The following is a 19,401-nucleotide window of genomic DNA, read 5'->3' on the forward strand; positions in this document are numbered from 1 at the left end:
TGCGCAGCCGACAGCGGGATTTTCTGATCAGCTTGTACACATTGAGCAGTCAGAATCCGACCTGTTGCCCAACCACCCCGACAGGAGCAAGCTCTCCGCAACCACACCGCCCACCCCGTTCGGTGCGGTCGCGATCCAGCGGATGCCTCGACGGCGAGGCCCGAAGTGGAGGAACGAGCGATGACCCCGCAGACCCACGCCCTTGAGTTGACCCCCGAGGAGCGCGAGGCCGGTCTTGACGCCGACCAGCTGCGCCGCCTCGTCGGCCTCGTCGAGCACGACGCGGCCGCCGACCCGTTCCCGGTGACGGCGCAGGACGCGGTCGTCTTCGTGGTCGGCAACGCCACCCAGACGGCGCAGTTCTACCAGGTCGTCTTCGGCATGGAGCTGGTCGCCTACTCCGGCCCGGAGACCGGCCGTCGGGACCGCAAGTCGTACGTGCTCCGCTCGGGCTCCTGCCGCTTCGTGATCAAGGGCGGCGTCCAGCCGGACAGCCCGCTGCTGGACCACCACCGCCGTCACGGCGACGGCGTCGTCGACCTCGCCCTGGAGGTCCCGGACGTCGACAAGTGCATCGAGCACGCCCGCGCGTCCGGCGCCACCGTGCTGGAGGAGCCGAACGACGTCTCGGACGAGAACGGCACCGTGCGCCGCGCGGCCATCGCCACCTACGGCGAGACCCGCCACACCCTGATCGACCGCTCCCGCTACCACGGCCCGTACCTGCCGGGCTACGTCGTCGCGGAGAGCCGGGTCACCCACCCGGAGGGCTCGCCCAAGCGCCTCTTCCAGGCCCTCGACCACGCCGTCGGCAACGTCGAGCTGGGCCGGATGGACGAGTGGGTGGCGTTCTACAACCGCGTGATGGGCTTCGTGAACATGGCCGAGTTCGTCGGCGACGACATCGCCACCGACTACTCCGCGCTGATGTCCAAGGTCGTCGCCAGCGGCAACCACCGGGTGAAGTTCCCGCTCAACGAGCCGGCCGTCGCCAAGAAGAAGTCCCAGATCGACGAGTACCTGGAGTTCTACACCGGCCCCGGCTGCCAGCACATGGCGCTCGCCACCAACGACATCCTCACCACCGTGGACGTGCTGCGGGCGCGCGGCGTGGAGTTCCTCGCCACCCCGGACGCCTACTACGACGACCCGGAGCTGCGCGAGCGGATCGGCAAGGTCCGGGTGCCGATCGAGGAGCTGAAGAAGCGCGGCATCCTGGTCGACCGCGACGAGGACGGCTACCTGCTGCAGATCTTCACCAAGCCGATCGGCGACCGCCCCACCGTCTTCTACGAGTTCATCGAGCGGCACGGTTCGCTCGGCTTCGGGAAGGGCAACTTCAAGGCGCTCTTCGAGTCCATCGAGCGCGAGCAGGACCGACGCGGCAACCTGTGAGCGTCGACGGGATCCGACGATCGGGTGGCCGACCAACGGGTCTCCGACGAGCGGGTCTCCGACGAGCTGGTCTCTGACGAGCGGATCTCTGCCAAACGGTCGAGGAGGACCACGGAGATGGCGTACTACCGGCAGCTGGGCAGCATCCCGCCCAAGCGGCACACCCAGCACCGCACCCCCGAAGGCGGGCTGTACTACGAGGAGTTGATGGGCGAGGAGGGGTTCTCCTCGGACTCCTCGCTGCTCTACCACCGGGGCATCCCCTCGGCGGTGGTCAACGCGGTGCCCTGGGAGCTGCCGGACCAGTCCACGGTGCCCAACCACCCGCTCCTCCCCCGTCACCTCAAGCTGCACGAGCTGTTCGCGGACCAGGACTGGAAGTCCGCGGACGTCGTCGGCAGCCGTCGGCTGGTCCTCGGCAACGGCGACGTGCGGATCTCGTACGTCGCCGCCGGGGCCCCGAGCGAGCTCTACCGCAACGGACTCGGCGACGAGTGCGTGTACGTGGAGTCCGGCTCCGGCACGGTCGAGACGGTCTTCGGCTCGATCGAGGTCGGGCAGGGCGACTACGTGATCATCCCGCGCGCCACCACCCACCGCTGGGTGCCGGCCGGCGACGAGCCGCTGCGCGCGTACTGCATCGAGGCGAACAGCCACATCACCCCGGTCAAGCGCTACCTCTCCAAGTACGGGCAGCTGCTGGAGCACGCGCCGTACTGCGAACGGGACTTCCGCGGACCGGTCGGCCCGCTGGTCGTCGACGCCCCCGGGGACGTCGACGTGCTGGTCAAGCACCGCGGACCGAACGGGATCGCGGGTACCCGCTACACGGTGCCGCACCACCCCTTCGACGTGGTCGGCTGGGACGGCTGCCTGTACCCGTACGCCTTCAACATCAGGGACTTCGAGCCGATCACCGGCCGGATCCACCAGCCGCCGCCGGCCCACCAGGTGTTCGAGGGCAACGGCTTCGTGATCTGCAACTTCGTTCCGCGCAAGGTGGACTACCACCCGCTGGCGATCCCGGTGCCGTACTACCACGCCAACGTGGACAGCGACGAGGTCATGTTCTACTGCGGCGGCGACTACGCGGCCCGCAAGGGCTCCGGCATCGGCCAGGGCTCGATCTCGCTGCACCCCGGCGGGCACACCCACGGGCCGCAGCCCGGGGCGTACGAGCGCAGCATCGGCGCGGAGTTCTTCGACGAGCTGGCCGTCATGGTGGACACCTTCCGCCCGCTGGAACTCGGCGAGGGCGGCCGGGCCGTCGAGGACGGCGACTACGCCTGGACCTGGGCCGGTCGGGGGCCCGGGCGATGAGCGCACTGCCTACGGGGGGCTCGGCCCCGGGCGGGATTCCCGGTGCGCCCCCGGGCACGATCCCCGAGCTGTTCCGCGGGCTGTTCGACGACGCGGCGGTGTTCCCTCCCGGGAACCTGCCGGTCGTCGAGGCGGTGCCCGCGCACCGCGTGCACCGCGCGGCCTGGTACGCCGAGGCGGTCGGCCCCTTCCTCTGCGGAGCCGGCCGGGTGGGCGAGCTGGCCGGGGCGGTCTCGAACTCGCCGGCGGCCGCGGGCCCTTCCGCTTCCCCGGGTACCCCGGCGGTGACGGCCGCCGCGACAGCGGGGGACCCGGCGGGGGCGGACGGCAGGGCGGCGGGCCACGGGCCGCTCAAGGTCGGGCTGGTGCTGCCGGGGGGCAGCACCGAGCTCGCCCCGGCGCTCGCCGCCGCCGCGCCGTTCGAGCTGGCCGGCGTCGAGCTGGCCGCCCGGGACGCCGCCGAGGCGGTGGCCGCGCTGGACCGGCTGCTGCCGCCCGACGTCCCGGCCGCCGTCGAACTTCCGCGCGAACTCCTGCGCGGGGACGCCCTGGACGCCGTCCTGGACGTGCTGGTGGACAGTCCGTACCGGGCGAAGTTCCGCACCGGCGGGCTGGTCGCCGAGGCCTTCCCGGACGAGGACGAGCTGGCCGCCTTCCTCACCGGCTGCGCGCGGCGCGGACTGCCGTACAAGTGCACGGCCGGCCTGCACAACGCCGTCCGGCACACCGATCCGGAGACCGGATTCGAGCACCACGGCTTCCTGAACGTGCTGCTGGCCGCGCAGGAGACCGACCGGGCGGCCGCCGCGGCGGTGCTGGCGGAGCGCGATGGCGAGGTGCTGGCCAAGGCGGTTCGGGCACTGACGGTCCATCAGGTTACCGTGATCCGGAACTCGTTCACCGCGTTCGGCACCTGTAGCATCGCCGATCCCCTGGGCGACCTGGCCGCGCTCGGCCTGCTGTCGTCGCCCAGTCCACTGCACCAGGAGGACCGTTGACCACCCCCCGCAGCTGGCTCGCCAGCGCCCAGGACTCGCCGTTCGGCGTGCACAACCTGCCGTACGGCGTCTTCACCGCCGCCGACCAGCCCGGGCGGCGCCGGATCGGCGTGCGCGTCGGGGACTTCGTGCTGGACGCCGGGGCGGCCGCCCGCGCGGCCGGCTCGCCGTCGGCGCTGCTGGAGGCGGACTCGCTCAACCCGCTGATGGCGGCGGGGCGTCCGGTCTGGACCCGGGTGCGGGCGGACCTGACCACCTGGCTCACCGACGAGTCCTTCCGCGAGGCGCTGTCGCCGGCTCTGGTGCCCGCCGACGAGGTGGAGCTGCACCTGCCGTTCGAGGTGGCCGACTACGTCGACTTCTACGCCTCGGAGCACCACGCCACCAACCTGGGCCGGATCTTCCGCCCGGGCTCGGAGCCGCTCACCCCCAACTGGAAGCACCTGCCGATCGGTTACCACGGGCGGGCGGGCACGGTCGTGGTCTCCGGCACGCCGGTGGTGCGGCCGCACGGGCAGCGCAAGGCACCCACCGACGCCGCGCCGGGCTTCGGGCCGTCGCGCCGGCTGGACATCGAGGCCGAGGTCGGCTTCGTCGTCGGCGCGCCGTCGGAGCTGGGCCGACCGGTCGTGCTGGACGACTTCCGCGAGCACGTGTTCGGCGTCTGCCTGCTCAACGACTGGTCGGCGCGCGACATCCAGGCCTGGGAGTACGTGCCGCTCGGCCCGTTCCTCGGCAAGTCCTTCGCGACCTCGGTCTCGCCGTGGATCGTCCCGCTGGACGCCCTGGAGCACGCCCGGGTCACCCCGCCGGAGCGCGACGTCGAGCCGCTGGCGTACCTGGACGACCGGGGCGGCGAGCCGTGGGGCCTGGACCTGGCGATGGAGGTCCGGCTGAACGGGCACCCGGTCTCCCGGCCGCCGTTCGCCACCATGTACTGGACGGCGCAGCAGCAGCTGACCCACATGACCGTCAACGGCGCCTCGCTGCGCACCGGCGACCTGTTCGCCTCGGGGACGGTCAGCGGGCCTGAGCGGGACACCCGGGGTGCGCTGATCGAGCTGACCTGGAACGGCGAGGAGCCGCTGAAGCTTCCGGACGGGTCGACCCGGACGTTCCTGGAGGACGGCGACGAGGTGTCCATCACCGCCACCGCGCCCGGGCCGGACGGCGCCGTGATCGGGTTCGGCGAGGTCACCGGGCGCGTGCGGGGTTGAGGGCGGCGCGCCGAGGCATCACGAGCGACGAATAACAGATGACGGACAACGGATGACAGCTGACAGATTTCATCATCTGTCAGCTGTCATCCGTTCGCCCACCTCTGCCCACCGCCCCGCCCCCGGTGGCACGCTCGGTCCGAACTAACTACAGCCCCGCCCCGCCGGTGGCGTCGACGACCCGCCCGGTCACCCAGCGGGCGTCGTCGGAGGCGAGGAAGGCGACGATGTCCGCGATGTCCTCCGGCTGCCCCACCCGGCCGAGCGCGGCGACCGACGCCGCGTACGCCTCCGCCTCCGCGTTGCCGCGCAGCCAGCCCGCGTTGACATCGGTGTCCACGATGCCGGGCGCGACCGAGTTCACCGTGATCCCGCGCGGGCCGAGCTGCTTGGCGAGGTTGAGGGTGAAGGTGTCCAGCGCGCCCTTGGTCGCGCCGTAGGCGATGATCTCGGGCATCGCCAGCCGGGCTGCGCCGCTGGAGACGTTGATGATCCGGCCGCCGTCCCGCAGCCGCTCCAGCCCGTGCTGCACCACGAAGAACGGCGCCCGGACGTTGACCGCGAACACCGCGTCGAAGTCCTCCTCGGTCAGCGACTCGAGGTCCGAACTGCGCCCGATGCCGGCGTTGTTCACGATGATGTCCACCCCGCCGTCCGGAGCGTGCGCCCCGATCCCGGCGTCGAAGGCCGCCCAGAGCGCGGCGGCGTCACCGTGCCGGCCGAGTTCGGCCCGCAGCGCGAACGCTCGCCCGCCGTCGGCGCGGATGCCGGCCACCACCTCCTCGGCCGCCGCCCCGTCCCGGGCGTAGCCGACGGCGACGGTGGCGCCGTCCCGCCCGAGCCGCCGGGCGATGGCCCGGCCGATCCCCCTGCTGCCGCCGGTGACCAGCGCCGTCTTGCCCCGAAGTCCGTACGCGCCCATGGCCGGGCCCCCTCCTGTTTGCACTCCGCGTCATTGTTGAGCGTTCGATCAAGAAAGACGCTAGCACACACTTCTTGAGCGAGTGCTCTAAAATTCGGCGCATGACAGAGGCGCAGAAGCCGACAGCGGCGTCCGGCAGCGGCACGACCAGCCCCGGGCCGGCCCCCCGACGCGGCCGCCCGCCGGCCTTCGACCGCGACGAGGCACTCGCCACGGCCACCCGGCTCTTCTGGCAGCACGGCTACGAGGCCACCTCGATCACCGACCTCACCAGCGCCATGGGCATCCGCCCCGGCAGCCTGTACGCGGCCTTCGGCGACAAGCGGTCGCTGTTCGAGGAGGTTGTCCGCCAGTACGGCCGCTCCCCCGTCGGCGCGTTCGCGACCGTCGCACTGGCGGAGGAGCCGACCGCGTACGGCGCCTTCGCCCGCATCCTGCGCGAGGCCGCCGCCGTCTACCCCGACCCGTCCCACCCGGCCGGCTGCCTGGTGATCTCCGCCGCCACCAACGTCACCCCGCAGGACGCCGGTGTCCAGGCCCAGCTGCGCGAGCTGCGCAACGCGAACCTGCGGACCTTCGAGGCCCGGCTGTCCCAGGCCCGGCAGGACGGCGAACTGCCGCCTGAGGCCGATCCCAAGGCGCTGGCCGGCTACCTCGGCACCGTCCTCCAGGGGATGTCCCAGCAGGCCCGGGACGGCGCCACCGCCGCCGACCTGGCCCGGACCGCCGAACTCGCCCTGCGCGCCTGGCCCTGAGCCGCGCCGGACTCCCCGCCCCCGGCCCGGTGATCACAACTGCCCACCCGCCCCGGTACGGTGGATCGCGGAAGCCGGCCGGGGCCGGGAGGAATGGCCCGGCCTGGAGGAACGGCCGCGCCGGCAGGAACGGACAGCGGACGCCGACCGGTCCCGGTGGACACCGGCGGACTCCGGCGGACGTCGACATCACCGAGGAACGGGAGCTTGGCCCGATGAGCACAGAGGTGGCGGAGGTCCAGGCGTTCCTGGACGGCGGCGTCGGACGGCTCGTGCTGAACCGTCCGCGGGCGCTCAACTCGCTGACCCACGGCATGGTCACCGCCCTGCGAGCCACCCTGGACGACTGGGCCACGGACGACCGGATACGCGCCGTCGTGCTGACCGGCGCGGGCGAGCGCGGCCTGTGCGCGGGCGGCGACATCCGCGCGATGCACGACGACGCCAAGGCGGGCGGGGCCGGCACCCGGGCCTTCTTCCGCGACGAGTACCGGCTGAACGCGCTGACCGCCCGCTACCCGAAGCCGTACGTCGCGGTGCTGGACGGCATCACCATGGGCGGCGGCGTCGGCGTGTCCGCCCACGGCGCGGTGCGGATCGTCACCGAGCGCTCCACCGTCGCGATGCCCGAGACCCGGATCGGCATCGTGCCGGACGTCGGCGGCAGTCGGCTGCTCGCCCTCGCCCCGGGCGAGTTGGGCACCCACCTCGGGCTCACCGCGGCCTCGATGGGCCCGGGCGACGCCCTGCTCTGCGGCTTCGCGGACCACTTCGTGTCCTCCTCGCGCGTGCCCGACCTGCTCGACGCCCTGGCCCGGAGCACCGCCGCGGCGACCGGGAGCACCACCGCCGAGGTCACCGCCCTCGTCACCGGTCTCGTCGCCGCGCACGCCGAGCCCGCGCCGCCCGCCGCGCTGGCCGCCCAGCGCCCCTGGATCGACGCCTGCTACGCGGCCGACACGGTCGAGGAGATCGTCGACCGGCTGCTGGACTCCGGCGTTCCGGAGGCCAAGGAGGCCGCCGAAGCCGTCCTGGCGAACTCCCCCACCGCCGTGAAGACCACGCTGGCCGCGCTGCGCCGCGCCCGCACGCTCCCCTCACTGGAGGCCGTGCTCGACCAGGAGTACCGGATCTCCTGCACCGCGCTGGAGAGCCATGACATGGTCGAGGGCATCCGCGCGCAGGTGATCGACAAGGACCGCACCCCCCGCTGGAATCCCGGCACGCTCGCCGAGGTGACGGAGGCGGACGTCGCCCGCTTCCTCGCCCCGCGGGAGGGTGACGAACTGGGCCTGGGCTGACCCCCGCCCCTCCTCCACCGGCACGCCTCGAGCCGCCCGTGAACCGGCCGGTCCCCCGCCGACCCCGGCCGGGGGCAACCGGCCCCGCTGTCCCGGGGTCCGTCTGGTGACCGGCGTCTCGCATACCAAGACTGGCGCGAGACGGGGCGCTTCGTAGATCGTTGGGTGGTCAGGGCGCGCCCACGGGCGCCGAGCAGCGGAAATGGGAGTCGACGGCGATGACCGAGACCGAGACCTACGAGACGATCCTGGTCGAGCGCAAGGGCCGGGTGGGGCTGATCACGCTCAACCGGCCCAAGGCGCTCAACGCGCTGAACACCCAGCTGATGAACGAGGTGGTCGCCGCCGCGACCGCCTTCGACCGGGACCCGGAGATCGGCTGTCTGGTGATCACCGGCTCGGAGAAGGCCTTCGCGGCCGGCGCCGACATCAAGGAGATGCAGGGCAACCGGTTCCCGGACGTCTACCTGGACGACTGGCTGGGCCCGTGGGACCGGCTCGGCGCCCTGCGCAAGCCGGTGGTCGCGGCGGTGGCCGGGTTCGCCCTGGGCGGTGGCTGCGAGCTGGCGATGCTGTGCGACATCCTGCTGGCGGCGGACACCGCGAAGTTCGGACAGCCGGAGATCAAGCTCGGGGTCATTCCCGGCATCGGCGGCTCGCAGCGGCTGACCCGGGCGGTCGGCAAGGCCAAGGCCATGGAGCTGTGCCTGACCGGTCGGATGATGGGCGCCGAGGAGGCCGAGCGGGCCGGGCTGGTCTCCCGGATCGTCCCCGCGGACCAGCTGCTGTCCGAGGCGCTGGCCACCGCCGAGACGGTCGCGGCGATGTCCGCCCCGGCGGCGGTCATGATGAAGGAGAGCGTCAACCGCGCCTTCGAGACCACCCTGGCCGAGGGCGTCCGCTTCGAGCGCCGGCTCTTCCACGCGGCCTTCGCCACGGCGGACCAGAAGGAGGGCATGGCGGCCTTCGCCGAGAAGCGCCCGCCGGAGTTCCAGAACCGCTGACGACGGGGACGGCTGACAGATGACAGCTGACAGATTTCAGATGATGAAATCTGTCAGCTGAACTCTGTCGGCTGTTCGCTGTCGGCTGTTCGCGGTCGGCCGTCGGTTGTCAGTTGTCGGTTGTCCACTGCCGACTGCTGCCTTCCCCCCGAGAGCCGGCGCCCCTCCGCCGCGCTCACCCCTCCTCCTCCACCGCCACCGTGTTCAGCCGGGCGAGTCCGCTGCGGGTGGCGGCGACCACGATCTGGTCGCCCGGGGCGAGCCGCCGGGTGCGGTCCGCGAAGTTCCACTGCAACGGCCCGCCGTGGGCGAGGCGCACGGCGATCACCCGGACGCCGCCCGGGTCCTCCAGGTCGTGCCGGTTCAACCCGATCAGTCCGCTGCCGTCCTCCGCCTTCAGCTCGGCGATCAGCAGCACGTGCCGGAGCACCGACAGCGTCCCGCGCACCTCGCGCCCCATCAGCGCCGCCGCGAAGGCGGGCGCGGCCAGGTAGGACACCGACCGGGAGGCCGCGTTGTCCAGCGTCCTGTAGAAGTGGCCGGCGAAGTCGTCCTCGAACAGCCGCACCACCACCCGGACCCCGGGATTGCCGTGGCGCGCCTCCAGGGCCGCCTCCAGGTTGGTGGCGTCGTCCCCGCTGACCGCGACCAGCGCCCGGCTGTGCTTCAGCCGGGCCCGGCGCAGCTGCTGCTCGAACGGTCCGTCGCCCAGCACCACCGGGATCCCCAGCGCCCGTACGGCGGCGATGCCGCGCGCCTGCGGGTCCCGCTCCATGCAGACCACCGGCACGCCCATGTCGTGCAGCTGGGTCGCGACCCGCGTGCCGACGTTGCCGAGGCCGACGACGATCACGTGGTCCCGGGTGCCCGCCCCGGGGTTGCGCGGCTGCCCGCGCCGCCCGGAGCCCAGCACCTCGACCGCGATGGCGGTGGCGACCGGCGCGAAGGTGATCCCGCAGATGGTGATCACCACCTGCGCGACCCGCTGCCAGAACCCGCCGGTGCCCGTCCCGTCGGCGATGTCGGAGAGCTGGTCCGGCTGGGCGGCGCCGGCCAGGTCGAGCAGCGTGATGTAGACGGTCCAGCCGAAGTTCCGGTTCAGGTACCAGAGCACCCCGAAGGCCAGCAGCACGGCCGCGAGGGCGGTGAGCAGCACCAGCCGCATCCGGGCGCTGGTGAAGAAGCGCATGGTGTCGAGCAGCCGCCAGCGCACCCGCCGCTTCCAGTCGATCGGCTCCCGGGGCTCGATCCGCAGGGCCTGGAGCGCCGCCCGGCCGCCCGGTTCCTCCTCCGGGGCGGGGTCGGCCGACGACACCGGTCCGCGTCGCAGGTCGCCGGGGCGGATCGGCCCGTTGTCGCCGAACTCCCGGGCGAACCGGACGAATTCGGCCGAGTCGCCCTGCTGCTCGGGCAGCAGTCGGATCCTGCCGAGGTCCTGCCGGTCGATGTGGTCGGCGACCACGCAGATCCGGTCGGAGGTGATGTCGTCGTCGAACGCGATGTGCAGGTAACGCCCGTCGACCTCCACCGAGTTGGGCCGCCCGAGCGCCGCGGAGGCGAAGGCCGGGGCGGCGGTGGCGGAGCCGGAGAGCGCGGCACCGTTCCTGAGCAACCGTTCGATGTTCTCGCCGAGCCGCTGGTTGAACATCCGGAACACGATGCGGATGTCCGGGTTGTGGTTCTGGGCGCTGAGCGCCGCGTGGATGTTCTCCTGGTCGCTCCCCTCGACCAGGGCGAGACCGCGCGCGGTGCCGATGGACACCGCGCGCAGCGCCTCCTCGGTGACGCTGGCGTACTCCACGACGGCCGCGACGCCGGAGAGTTGTTCGATCTGCGGCGCGTGGTCACGGGTTCGGTCGGCGACCAGGACGACGACCGGGACCTCGTAGTGCTCGACGAGTTCCCGGACCAGTCGGTGTGCCAGCGCGTTGCCCCCGCAGACGATGTAGTGCTGGCTGATCGGCTCGACCGGAGGGGTCCCCCACCCTTCAGAAGTCATATTGACGGATGTTATCGACGGAAAGTGTCCGGAGGGTGACGTTCCGGCGACCGCGGCGGATCCCCCGAACGGCCGTACCGGGCGCGCGGCCCCGCCGTGGCGCGGAGAGGCTGGGGTACGTTCCCTGCCCGTCAGCCGGCCGACCCGACCCCGCCCGTCCCGCGTCGCACCCGCCTCGTACCCGCGTCGCGCCCGACCAGCACGGCACCCGTCGCCCGTCGCCCGGCGTCAGCCCGAGGAGTACGCCACCGTGGCCCCTCCGATCATCACCCCCGACGGCACCCCGGTCCAGGGCCCGCTCGGACTGCTCGCCAAGGCCGCCTGGCAGGTCCTGCTGGTCGCCGGACTCGCCTCCCTCGCCCTCGGGATCGTGGTCTTCGCCTGGCCCCGGGAGACGCTCCTGGTGGTGGGCGTCCTGTTCGGCCTCTACCTGCTGGTGATCGGCATCGTGCAGCTGGTCGCCGCGTTCGGCACCCACTCCACCACCGCGCTGCGGGTGCTGGCCTTCATCAGCGGCGCGATCTGCGTGCTGCTGGGACTGCTCTGCTTCCGCAGCGCGGTGCAGTCGCTGCTGCTGCTCGCGCTCTGGATCGGGATCGGCTGGCTGTTCCGCGGGATCACCCAGCTCGCCGCCGCGCTCTCCGACCCGCTGATGCCCGCCCGCGCCTGGCAGGCCTTCGCGGGCGTGGCCAACACCCTGGCCGGCGTGCTGCTGATGGTCTGGCCGGTCGGGTCGATCACCGCGCTGACCGTGCTGGCGGGCTGCTGGCTGGTGATCCTGGGCCTCGTCGAGATCGTGACGGCGATCCAGGTGCGCGGCCAGGCCAGGCGGATCCCGTCGGGGGTCTGACCGCCCCACCCCACGGGACGTCACCTCGCGCGGTAGCCGCCTCGCCGGAGGCGCCACCTCGTGGAAGCCGTCACCTGCCGGCCGGAGCCGCCCACCGCCCGTCGACTGTTACGGGCGCGGCGCGAAGCCGATCCGGAAGGTAGCGGCCTCCAGGCGTTCCGGGTCGAGCCGGACGTCCGTCAGCCGCTCGGCGAGTGCGAACGCGGCCTCGCCGCACAGGCCGTACGCCTCCGTCTCCAGCTCGAAGCCGCAGGCGGTCAGCAGCTCCGGGACGCCGGGGGCCTCGGCGTCCGTGCCGTCCCGCTGGGTGGGGAAGAGCGGCTCGAAGTGCAGCCGCCGGACGCCGTGCTCCCACCAGTGGAAGTGGTCCACGGCGTTGACGTTGCGGAAGTGCGAGACCAGCCGGGTGCCCTCACCGAGCCGGGGGATCACCGTGTCCAGGGTGCCGAGGTAGCCGTTCGGCTCGATCGCGAGAGCCCAGCCGTCGAGTTCGGTCACCGCGACGAGCAGCCGGTCCTCGGTGAGGTCGAACAGCGCCTCGGCCTCCTCGTCCTCCTCGTCCAGGTAGGCGTCCCAGCGGGCCATCACCGCCCCCAGGCCGACGGCGTCGCTCCCCGGCAGGGCGTCGAAGCGGCGCAGCAGCTCGTCGGCCGTGAGCCCCTGCGCCCGGGTGAGGCAGTAGGCCTCGCCCAGGTCCGGGTAGCGCTCGTCGAACCAGGTGTAGTCGGTGGCGTGTGCGGTCATGACGGCGATGCTGCCAGACGCCTCGGACAGCCACCCGCCGGAGGTTCAGAGCCAGACCGGCTCGTCCGTCCCCCAGCGCCCCGGCGGGCGCGACCAGTCGGTGGGCGCTCCCTCGTACCCGATCGGCGGCAGGGCGTGGCGCAGCCGCCCGTAGTCGGAGTCGGTCTCGGCGAGCCACCGGGAGGGGTCGTACGGCTCGGACGGGACGCCCCGCGGCGTCTCCTCCGGTTCGATGCCGTGCAGCAGCCAGGAGGCCGTGCCGGCGAGGGAGAAGCGCAGGTGGCGTCCGCCGGGGCGACGGGTGCGCTGGTCGGTGAGGGAGCGCAGGACGGCGGCGGCGAGGAGGTAGCCGGTGCCGTGGTCGAGGGCCTGGGCGGGCAGCACACCGGGACGGCTTTCAGGGGCGGACCCGGGTGCGGCGGCGCGGGTGGACTCGTGGCCGGCGGCGTGGGGAGTCTCGCGGACGAACTCGTGGGCGGCGATGCCGACGCCCGCCTGGACCAGGCTGTCGAAGCCGCGCCGGCCGGCCCATCGGCCGGTCCAGCCCCAGGCGCGGATCTGGGCGAGGACCAGGTCCGGGCGGCGGGCGAACAGCGCCTCCGGGCTCAGGCCGTAGGCGTCGAGGGCGCCGGGGCGGTAGCCGGTGACGAGGACGTCGGCGGTGGCGAGCAGGTCCTCGAAGACGGCACGGTCGGCCGGCGCGGCCAGGTCGAGCCGGGTGGAGCGCTTGCCGAAGCCGGTGTCGGCGTGGGCGTCGTCGGCCTCCGGCAGCCGGGGCGAGTCGACGCGCAGGACGTCGGCACCGAGCAGGGCCAGGGTGCGGGTGGCGACCGGTCCGGCGATCACCCGGGTGAGGTCGAGGACCCGGACCCCGGCGGCGGGCCGGTCCAGCGGGGCCCCGCCGAGCGGGCGGACCGGCGCGGCCCCCGTGGCGGCACCGGTCTCCCGGTGCTCCACGAGGGGGTGCACGGCCGGGCTCACCGGCGCGACGGCCACCGCGAGCGCTCCCGCCTCGTACGCGCGCTCCTGGATCCGCTCGGCCGGCAGCCTGCCGAGCACCTCGGCGAGCTGCTCGGGGCCGGCGTCCGCGGCGAGGCCGAGGGCAGCGAGCAGCCGGGCGCGGTGGTGCGGGTAGTTGGCGTGGGTGCGCACCCAGCCGTCGGCGGTGCGCCAGAAGCCGGAGTGCGGGGCGAAGGTGACGGGCGTCCGGCCGTCGACCGTCAGGTGCCGCTCGCTGACGAAGGCGGTGGCGACCGCCCCCTGGTCCACCAGGACGGCGGGGACGGGCGCGCCGGTGCGGTGGGCCGCGAGTTCGGCCGCGGCCAGCGAACAGACGGCCACGGTCGCCCGGGCGAGCCGGCGCACCGGGAGACCGGAGGGCAGGACGTCGTCCGGGCCCTGGAAGCCCACCCATTCCAGCAGTTCGGGCGGGCCGCCGAGCGCCGCCCAGGCGTGGGCGGTCGGGCCGTCGACACACCCGGCGGACCCGGCGGACCCGGCGGACCCGGCGGTTCCGGTGGTTCCGGTGGTTCCTTCTGGCAACGGACGATCAGTCATGTCCGGCATTGTGCTCCGGTTCTCAGGCGCTCGCCGTGACGCCCGCCACCAGCATCAGCAGGACCGCCGAGACCATCGTCATCCGGCGGGCCGCCTGCGGGGTGCCGCCGAAGCGGCCGCCGAGCCGCCCGCTGGCGTGCGCGACCAGCCCGTACACGACCGCGCAGGCCAGCACGTTGAGCGAGCCGAGCGCGAGCACCTGCCCGCCGACCGGCAGCGCGGCGCCCGGATCGACGAACTGCGGCACCAGGGAGAGGTAGAGCAGCAGCCCCTTGGGGTTGAGCAGCGCGGTCAGCATGCTCTGGCGCAGCACCGTCGCGGTGGGCTGCGGCTTGGGCGCGGCCAGGGCGGCGGCGCCCCCGCCCTTGCGCAGTGCCAGCAGCATCATCACGGCGAGCACCAGCAGGTAGGCGGCGCCGGTGAGGCGCAGCACGGGCAGGGCGGCCGGGACGGCGCGCAGCGCGGCGGCCAGTCCGGCGCTGGAGAGCAGGGTGTGGACGGCGTACCCGGCGCAGACCCCGCCGACCGCGGTCAGCGCGGCACGGCGGCCCTGGCCGAGGCCTCGGGCGGCGATGTAGAGCCAGTCGGGGCCCGGGGTGCAGACCAGCAGCAGGTCGACTCCGAGGAAGAGGAGGAGGGCGTGGGTGTCCATGGGCGTGGGCGTGGCCTGTCGTGCTCGTCGCGGTGTGGGCCCGGCGCATCGGCCAGGGGTTCCCGGGGGTGTCCCGGGTGGTGGCCGGGGTAGTTCCGGGTGGGGGCCGGGTGGCCGGGGTGGTTCCGGCGGTCGGCTGGAGAGGCTCCGGCGCACCGGCCGGAGTGCCCCGGGTCAGGGGCCGGGATCTCCCGTTGACCGGTGCGGTCACTGAAGGTAGCCGGACGGGGCTGGCACGCGATGGCGACTTCTCACTGGTCGGAGGCGCGTTTTGGCAGAATATTGCGCCATGGACCGAATCGACCGCAGAATCCTCCGCGAGCTCCAGCAGGACGGGCGTCTGACCAACACCGAGCTGGCCGCGCGGGTGGACCTCACCCCCTCCCCCTGCCTGCGCCGAGTGCGCCAGCTGGAGCAGGACGGAGTGATCCGCGGCTACCGGGCGGTGCTGGACGGCGCGGCGGTCGGGCGCGGGTTCCAGCCCTTCGTGACGATCACCATGCGTCACGAGGACCAGGTGACGGTCGCCGAGTTCGAGCGCCGGGTGGCCGAGCTGCCGGAGGTGGTGGAGGCGCACCGGCTGTTCGGCGAACCCGACTACCTGCTGCGGATCGCGGTGGCCGACATCGCCGCGTACGAGCGCTTCATCACCGACGTGCTCTCCGGCCTGCCGGGCATCGCGCAGGTCAACTCGCACCTGACGATGAAGCAGGTGAAGCCCGACCGGGGGCTGCCGGTCGGCGGGTAGGGTGCGAACCGGGGGCCCGCGCGGCCACCCGTACGGGGGCCGACGACGCACTGCGACATGGGGGCTGAATTGCGCGTGATCCGCCGTCTCGACCTGGGGTACTTCGTCCGGCCGGCCGGCGAGGTGGGCGGCCCGGAGCCGCGCGTGGAGCCGGTGCTCGCGTACCTGGTCCGGCGTCCGGAGGGGCTGCTGCTGTTCGACACCGGGATCGGCGGCGGCGAGCCGGAGACCGAGGTCCACTACCGCCCGGTCCGCCGGCCGCTGCCGGAGGCGCTCGCCGCCGCCGGGGTGGCCGTCGCCGACATCGACCTGGTGGTCAACTGCCACCTGCACTTCGATCACTGCGGCGGCAACCCGCTGTTCGCCGGCACGACCGTCGTGGTCCAGGCGGAGGAGCTGGCCACCGCCCGGCGCGGCGGGTACACCATCGACGCGCTGGTCGACTTCCCCGGCGCCGAGTACCGCGAACTCGACGGCGAGGCCGAGGTGTGGCCGGGCGTGCGGGTGCTGCCCACCCCCGGCCACACCGCGGGCCACCAGTCGCTGCTGGTCGACCGCCCGGGCGGCGCGCCGGTCCTGCTGGCCGGGCAGGCGTACGACTTCGCCTCCGAGTACGGGCAGGCGCTGCTCGCCCGACGGGCGGCCCGCGAGGGCGTGGACCCGCCGCTGCCCGGGTACCGGCCCTGGCTCGACCGGGTGGCGGAGCACGGCCCGCACCGGGTGCTGTTCGCACACGACCACGCGGTGTGGGAGGCGGGCGACTGGTAGCGGCGGAAGCCGTGGCCGCTCAGGGGGCCGGCTCCGCGGGGGTGCGGACCTCCCGGGCTGTCCAGGCTTCTCGGGAGGTCCACGCTTCTCGGGAGGTCCACGCTTCTCGGGAGGTCCACGCTTCTCGGGAGGTCCACGCTTCTCGGGAGGTCCACGCTTCTCGGGAGGTTCAGGCCTCTCAGCAGGTTCAGAAGGTGAAGCGCAGCGAGCGGACCCGGTGGTCGAAGCTGGACGGGACGAGCTGCGGCTCGCCGACCGACCGCGCTTCGGGCAGGCGGGTGAGCAGCTCGTGGAAGAGCGCCGTCATCTCCTGCCGGGCCAGGTGCGCGCCGAGGCAGTAGTGCGGGCCGCCCCCGCCGAAACCGAGGTGGGGGTTGGGCGTGCGGGTGATGTCGAAGGCGTCCGGGTCGGGGAAGACCTCCTCGTCGCGGTTGGCGGAGCCGTAGAACAGCGCGACCTTCTCGCCCGCGCGCAGCAGTGTCCCGCCGGAGCCGCCCAGCTCGTGGTCGACGGCGAGGGTCCGGTTGAACTGGATGATCGGCGTGGCGTGGCGGATCATCTCGTCCACCGCACCGCCGAGCCGCCCGTCGAGGTCTTCGAGCAGCAGGGCGCGCTGCTCGGGGTGGACGGTCAGCAGGTGCAGGCCGTGGGCCAGCGCGTTGCGGGTGGTCTCGACCCCGGCGACCAGCAGCAGGCTGAAGAAGGCGCCCAGCTCGCGCCCGGTGAGCCGGCGGCCGTCCACGTCGGCGGTCACCAGCGCGGAGATCAGGTCCTCCTCCGGTCGGCGACGGCGCCGGCGGCCGATCCCGGCGACGATGCCCTGCATCCGGGCGAGCGCCCGCAGCCCGCGCCCGGGCGCCCGGAGGCGACGGCGCAGCGGGCGGGCCACGCCGATGTCCTCGGAACTGCGGTTGACCAGGTCCAGGATGGTGCGGCGCGGCCCCTCCGGGATGCCCATCATGGTGCAGATCACCTGGAACGGGAGCTCGGCGGCGACCGCGGTCACGAAGTCCTCCGGCCGCTCCCGCTCGATCCGGTCGACCAGCTCGGTGCTGATCCGCCGGACGTCCTCCTCGACCCGGTCGAGCAGCCGCGGGGTGAACGCCCGCGAGACGATCCGGCGCAGCTGGGCGTGGCGGGGGTCGTCCAGGTTGACCATCGAGTCGCCGAACGCCAGCCGGACCCAGCGGGCCGGGGCGGGGGTGGTCACGCCGGGCCCGCTGAGGAAGACGGCGGGGTTGCGGCTGGCCTCCACCACGTCGGCGTGGCGGACCAGGGCGTGGAAGCCCCGGCCGGTGGCACGGTCGCCGAAGAACACCGGGCCCGGGCGGCGGCGCAGTTCGGCGAAGGCGGCGACGCGGGCGGGGGCGGGCAGCTTCCAGAAGCCGGGGTCGGCGAGGTCGGCCAGGTCGGCGCTCGGGGGCGTGGCGGCGGAGGGCTCGGCGGCTTCTGCGGGCTCTGCGGGCTCTGCCGCGTCGGCGGGGTCGGCGGGGTCGGCCGCGTCGGCGGGGTCGGTGGTCTGGGGTGAGTCGGCCTGGTCGGCGGCTTCGGCCGGCTCGGTGGCCGCTGCCGGCTCGGCGGCTTCGGCTGAGTCGACCTGCTCCGTGGACTCGGTGGACTCGGTGGACTCGGCCGATTCATCGGCCTCGGCCGGCTTGGTGGCTGCTGCAGCCTCGGCCAGTCCGGCGGGTTCATCGGCCTCGGCGGCTTCGGCGGCTTCGGCCTGCTCGGCGGCGGCAGCCTTGGCCTTGACCTTGGCCTTGACCACCGCCCGTCCCGGGGCCGTGGCCTGCTGCGGGACGGTCGGCTCCGTGGGGGCAGCGGACTCGGCACTGTCGGCAATGGGCGCCGAGGTATCCGTCGGGGTCTCCAAGGCCGGACCTCCCTGCTTCTGAACGGCATCATCCCGATACGCACCGTATGGGGTGGTGCACATTAAGTGAGCATCGGATGCGCGCTGTCAAACCGCCCCGATGGTCGTACGAGCGGTTGTTCGGTTCGGCGTGCCGGGTGAATAGGCCAGGCCGAGGGGCCGGACCGGGCGGCGATCCGGCGGCCTGGGGGCGGGCGGCCGGGCATGGTCTCACGGCACAGAACCGGCCATCACCGGAGGGTGCGGTCCGGGTCCGGCGGGGTGGGTGCGACGATGAGTGCCATCGTGATGACCGACCGGATCCGCCTGCTGCGCGCCGTGGTCTTCGCCGCGCTGTGCGTGGCGACTGCCGCCGCCGCGCACGTCGCCATGGCCGGGTCCGGGGTGTCACCGACGGTGCTGGTCGGCGCGTTCGGGGCCGTCCTCGGACTGACCTGGCTGCTCGCCGGGAAGCAGCGCGGACTCGGGGTGACCAGCCTCTGGATGGTGGTGGCGCAGACCGCGTCGCACCAGCTGTTCGAGCAGGCCGGGGCGTTGTCCCGAGGAGGCGGCGGCCTCGGCCGGATCACCTCCACGGACTGGGCGGCCCTGCTGCTCTGCAACCCGGACCGGGCACCCGGCGGACTCTCCCCGGTCGAACTGGCGCGGATGGCGGGCATCGACCCGGACGTCCCGCCGGCCGGCGGCAGCCTGCGGCCGACGGCGGGAACGCACCACGCGACCTCGGGGGCGACGGCCCTGGATCCGGGACTGCCCGGGACGACCGGTGCGACCGGGATGACGGGGATGTCCACCGGGCCGCACGTGATGCCCGACGGGACGTTCCACGGCGCCGGGTCGTACGGCGGGGCGCAGGACCTGGTGAGCGGACCGGCGCACGACATGGCGCACGGGATGCCCCACGGCATGTCGCCCGGGATGACCGCCGCCCACGTGCTCGCCGCGCTGGCGTGCGCGCTCCTGCTCTGGCGCGGCGACGCGGCGCTCGTCCGGCTCTTCGAGCTGCTCGGCGCGCTCGGCTCGGTGGTGGCGGGGGCCCTGCTGCTCCCGCTGCTGGCGCTGTTCGCGCACCCCTTCGGCTACCGGGCCCCGGCGCCGCCCCGCCCCGCTGACGACCGGGCCCGGCCGCCGCGCTCGGTGCTGCTGACGCATGCCCTGGTCCGGCGCGGGCCGCCGGCGTTCGCCCTCGCCTGCTGACGCGCCCGCCGCCCCCTTTCCTCACCCCGGCCGCCCTCCGGTCGCCGGGACGCTCGCGACGGGCAGGTCGCCCTGCCGTACGGCCGCGCCCCGCGCCGTCG

At 73.7% G+C, this 19,401-nt stretch carries 17 protein-coding genes; 11 read left to right on the forward strand and 6 right to left on the reverse strand.

The features are described from left to right. Positions 1 to 180 precede the first annotated feature (180 nt). From hppD to fahA, 4 genes are all read left to right on the forward strand, one after another. A complete protein-coding gene (hppD, locus tag ACIQI7_RS16345) occupies positions 181 to 1,395 on the forward strand; it encodes a 4-hydroxyphenylpyruvate dioxygenase (RefSeq protein WP_387757631.1) in 1,215 nt (404 codons plus the stop codon). Positions 1,396 to 1,512: 117 nt separating this feature from the next. Further along, positions 1,513 to 2,715, forward strand: coding sequence for a homogentisate 1,2-dioxygenase (locus ACIQI7_RS16350; RefSeq protein ID WP_401109985.1), 1,203 nt, complete (start codon positions 1,513 to 1,515; stop codon positions 2,713 to 2,715). Next, a complete protein-coding gene (locus tag ACIQI7_RS16355) occupies positions 2,712 to 3,713 on the forward strand; it encodes a hypothetical protein (protein WP_401109988.1) in 1,002 nt (333 codons plus the stop codon). The genes ACIQI7_RS16350 and ACIQI7_RS16355 overlap by 4 nt, the downstream gene beginning before the upstream one ends. Continuing rightward, on the forward strand, positions 3,710 to 4,930 hold the full coding sequence (fahA, locus tag ACIQI7_RS16360; protein ID WP_401109991.1) for a fumarylacetoacetase: 1,221 nt from the start codon (positions 3,710 to 3,712) through the stop codon (positions 4,928 to 4,930). Before ACIQI7_RS16355 ends, fahA begins: the two co-directional genes overlap by 4 nt. Positions 4,931 to 5,078: 148 nt before the next feature. Here fahA and ACIQI7_RS16365 read toward each other — a convergent pair whose 3' ends face one another. Next, the gene (locus tag ACIQI7_RS16365) at positions 5,079 to 5,852 is read right to left on the reverse strand and encodes an SDR family oxidoreductase (protein ID WP_401109994.1); all 774 of its coding nucleotides are present in this window, start codon (positions 5,850 to 5,852) and stop codon (positions 5,079 to 5,081) included. 101 nt (positions 5,853 to 5,953) lie between these two features. Between ACIQI7_RS16365 and ACIQI7_RS16370 the strand changes: the two genes are divergently transcribed. The 3 genes from ACIQI7_RS16370 (at position 5,954) to ACIQI7_RS16380 (ending at position 8,912) form a co-directional block, all read left to right on the forward strand. Continuing rightward, positions 5,954 to 6,607 (forward strand): TetR/AcrR family transcriptional regulator, encoded by a 654-nt coding sequence (locus ACIQI7_RS16370; RefSeq protein WP_401109996.1) that lies wholly within the window; start codon positions 5,954 to 5,956, stop codon positions 6,605 to 6,607. A 215-nt stretch (positions 6,608 to 6,822) separates the two neighbouring features. Beyond that, on the forward strand, positions 6,823 to 7,908 hold the full coding sequence (locus ACIQI7_RS16375; RefSeq protein WP_401109998.1) for an enoyl-CoA hydratase/isomerase family protein: 1,086 nt from the start codon (positions 6,823 to 6,825) through the stop codon (positions 7,906 to 7,908). A 218-nt stretch (positions 7,909 to 8,126) separates the two neighbouring features. Beyond that, on the forward strand, positions 8,127 to 8,912 hold the full coding sequence (locus ACIQI7_RS16380; RefSeq protein ID WP_387757620.1) for an enoyl-CoA hydratase: 786 nt from the start codon (positions 8,127 to 8,129) through the stop codon (positions 8,910 to 8,912). Positions 8,913 to 9,087: 175 nt separating this feature from the next. Here the strand turns inward: ACIQI7_RS16380 and ACIQI7_RS16385 are convergent, their stop codons facing one another. Beyond that, positions 9,088 to 10,911: an NAD-binding protein gene (locus ACIQI7_RS16385; protein ID WP_401110001.1), complete on the reverse strand. Its 1,824-nt coding sequence runs from the start codon at positions 10,909 to 10,911 to the stop codon at positions 9,088 to 9,090. A 250-nt stretch (positions 10,912 to 11,161) separates the two neighbouring features. Here ACIQI7_RS16385 and ACIQI7_RS16390 point away from each other — a divergent pair, with 250 nt between their 5' ends. Then, entirely contained in the window at positions 11,162 to 11,761 is a 600-nt protein-coding gene (locus ACIQI7_RS16390; RefSeq protein ID WP_387757617.1) for an HdeD family acid-resistance protein, read from the forward strand. A 108-nt stretch (positions 11,762 to 11,869) separates the two neighbouring features. Here ACIQI7_RS16390 and ACIQI7_RS16395 read toward each other — a convergent pair whose 3' ends face one another. From ACIQI7_RS16395 to ACIQI7_RS16405, 3 genes are read right to left on the reverse strand one after another with little or no spacing between them, the layout of a single operon-like run. After that, entirely contained in the window at positions 11,870 to 12,505 is a 636-nt protein-coding gene (locus ACIQI7_RS16395; RefSeq protein WP_401110003.1) for a DUF6461 domain-containing protein, read from the reverse strand. A gap of 45 nt (positions 12,506 to 12,550) precedes the next feature. Beyond that, positions 12,551 to 14,062 (reverse strand): CoA transferase, encoded by a 1,512-nt coding sequence (locus ACIQI7_RS16400; RefSeq protein WP_401110006.1) that lies wholly within the window; start codon positions 14,060 to 14,062, stop codon positions 12,551 to 12,553. 22 nt (positions 14,063 to 14,084) lie between these two features. Beyond that, positions 14,085 to 14,714 carry a LysE family translocator gene (locus tag ACIQI7_RS16405; protein WP_387757613.1) on the reverse strand — a complete coding sequence of 210 codons (630 nt, stop codon included), beginning with the start codon at positions 14,712 to 14,714 and terminating at the stop codon, positions 14,085 to 14,087. Positions 14,715 to 15,003: 289 nt separating this feature from the next. Here ACIQI7_RS16405 and ACIQI7_RS16410 point away from each other — a divergent pair, with 289 nt between their 5' ends. Together ACIQI7_RS16410 and ACIQI7_RS16415 are read left to right on the forward strand one after the other, a co-directional pair. After that, positions 15,004 to 15,462: an Lrp/AsnC family transcriptional regulator gene (locus ACIQI7_RS16410; RefSeq protein WP_355251808.1), complete on the forward strand. Its 459-nt coding sequence runs from the start codon at positions 15,004 to 15,006 to the stop codon at positions 15,460 to 15,462. Positions 15,463 to 15,519: 57 nt separating this feature from the next. Beyond that, positions 15,520 to 16,230: an N-acyl homoserine lactonase family protein gene (locus ACIQI7_RS16415; RefSeq protein WP_401110010.1), complete on the forward strand. Its 711-nt coding sequence runs from the start codon at positions 15,520 to 15,522 to the stop codon at positions 16,228 to 16,230. A gap of 187 nt (positions 16,231 to 16,417) precedes the next feature. Here the strand turns inward: ACIQI7_RS16415 and ACIQI7_RS16420 are convergent, their stop codons facing one another. Then, complete coding sequence (locus ACIQI7_RS16420; protein ID WP_401110493.1) at positions 16,418 to 17,638, reverse strand: cytochrome P450; 1,221 nt, start codon at positions 17,636 to 17,638, stop codon at positions 16,418 to 16,420. 738 nt (positions 17,639 to 18,376) lie between these two features. Between ACIQI7_RS16420 and ACIQI7_RS16425 the strand changes: the two genes are divergently transcribed. Further along, positions 18,377 to 19,300: a hypothetical protein gene (locus tag ACIQI7_RS16425; RefSeq protein WP_401110014.1), complete on the forward strand. Its 924-nt coding sequence runs from the start codon at positions 18,377 to 18,379 to the stop codon at positions 19,298 to 19,300. Positions 19,301 to 19,401: the final 101 nt, after the last annotated feature.

The sequence above is a fragment of the Kitasatospora sp. NPDC092039 genome, from assembly GCF_044756065.1.
GTDB lineage: Bacteria > Actinomycetota > Actinomycetes > Streptomycetales > Streptomycetaceae > Kitasatospora.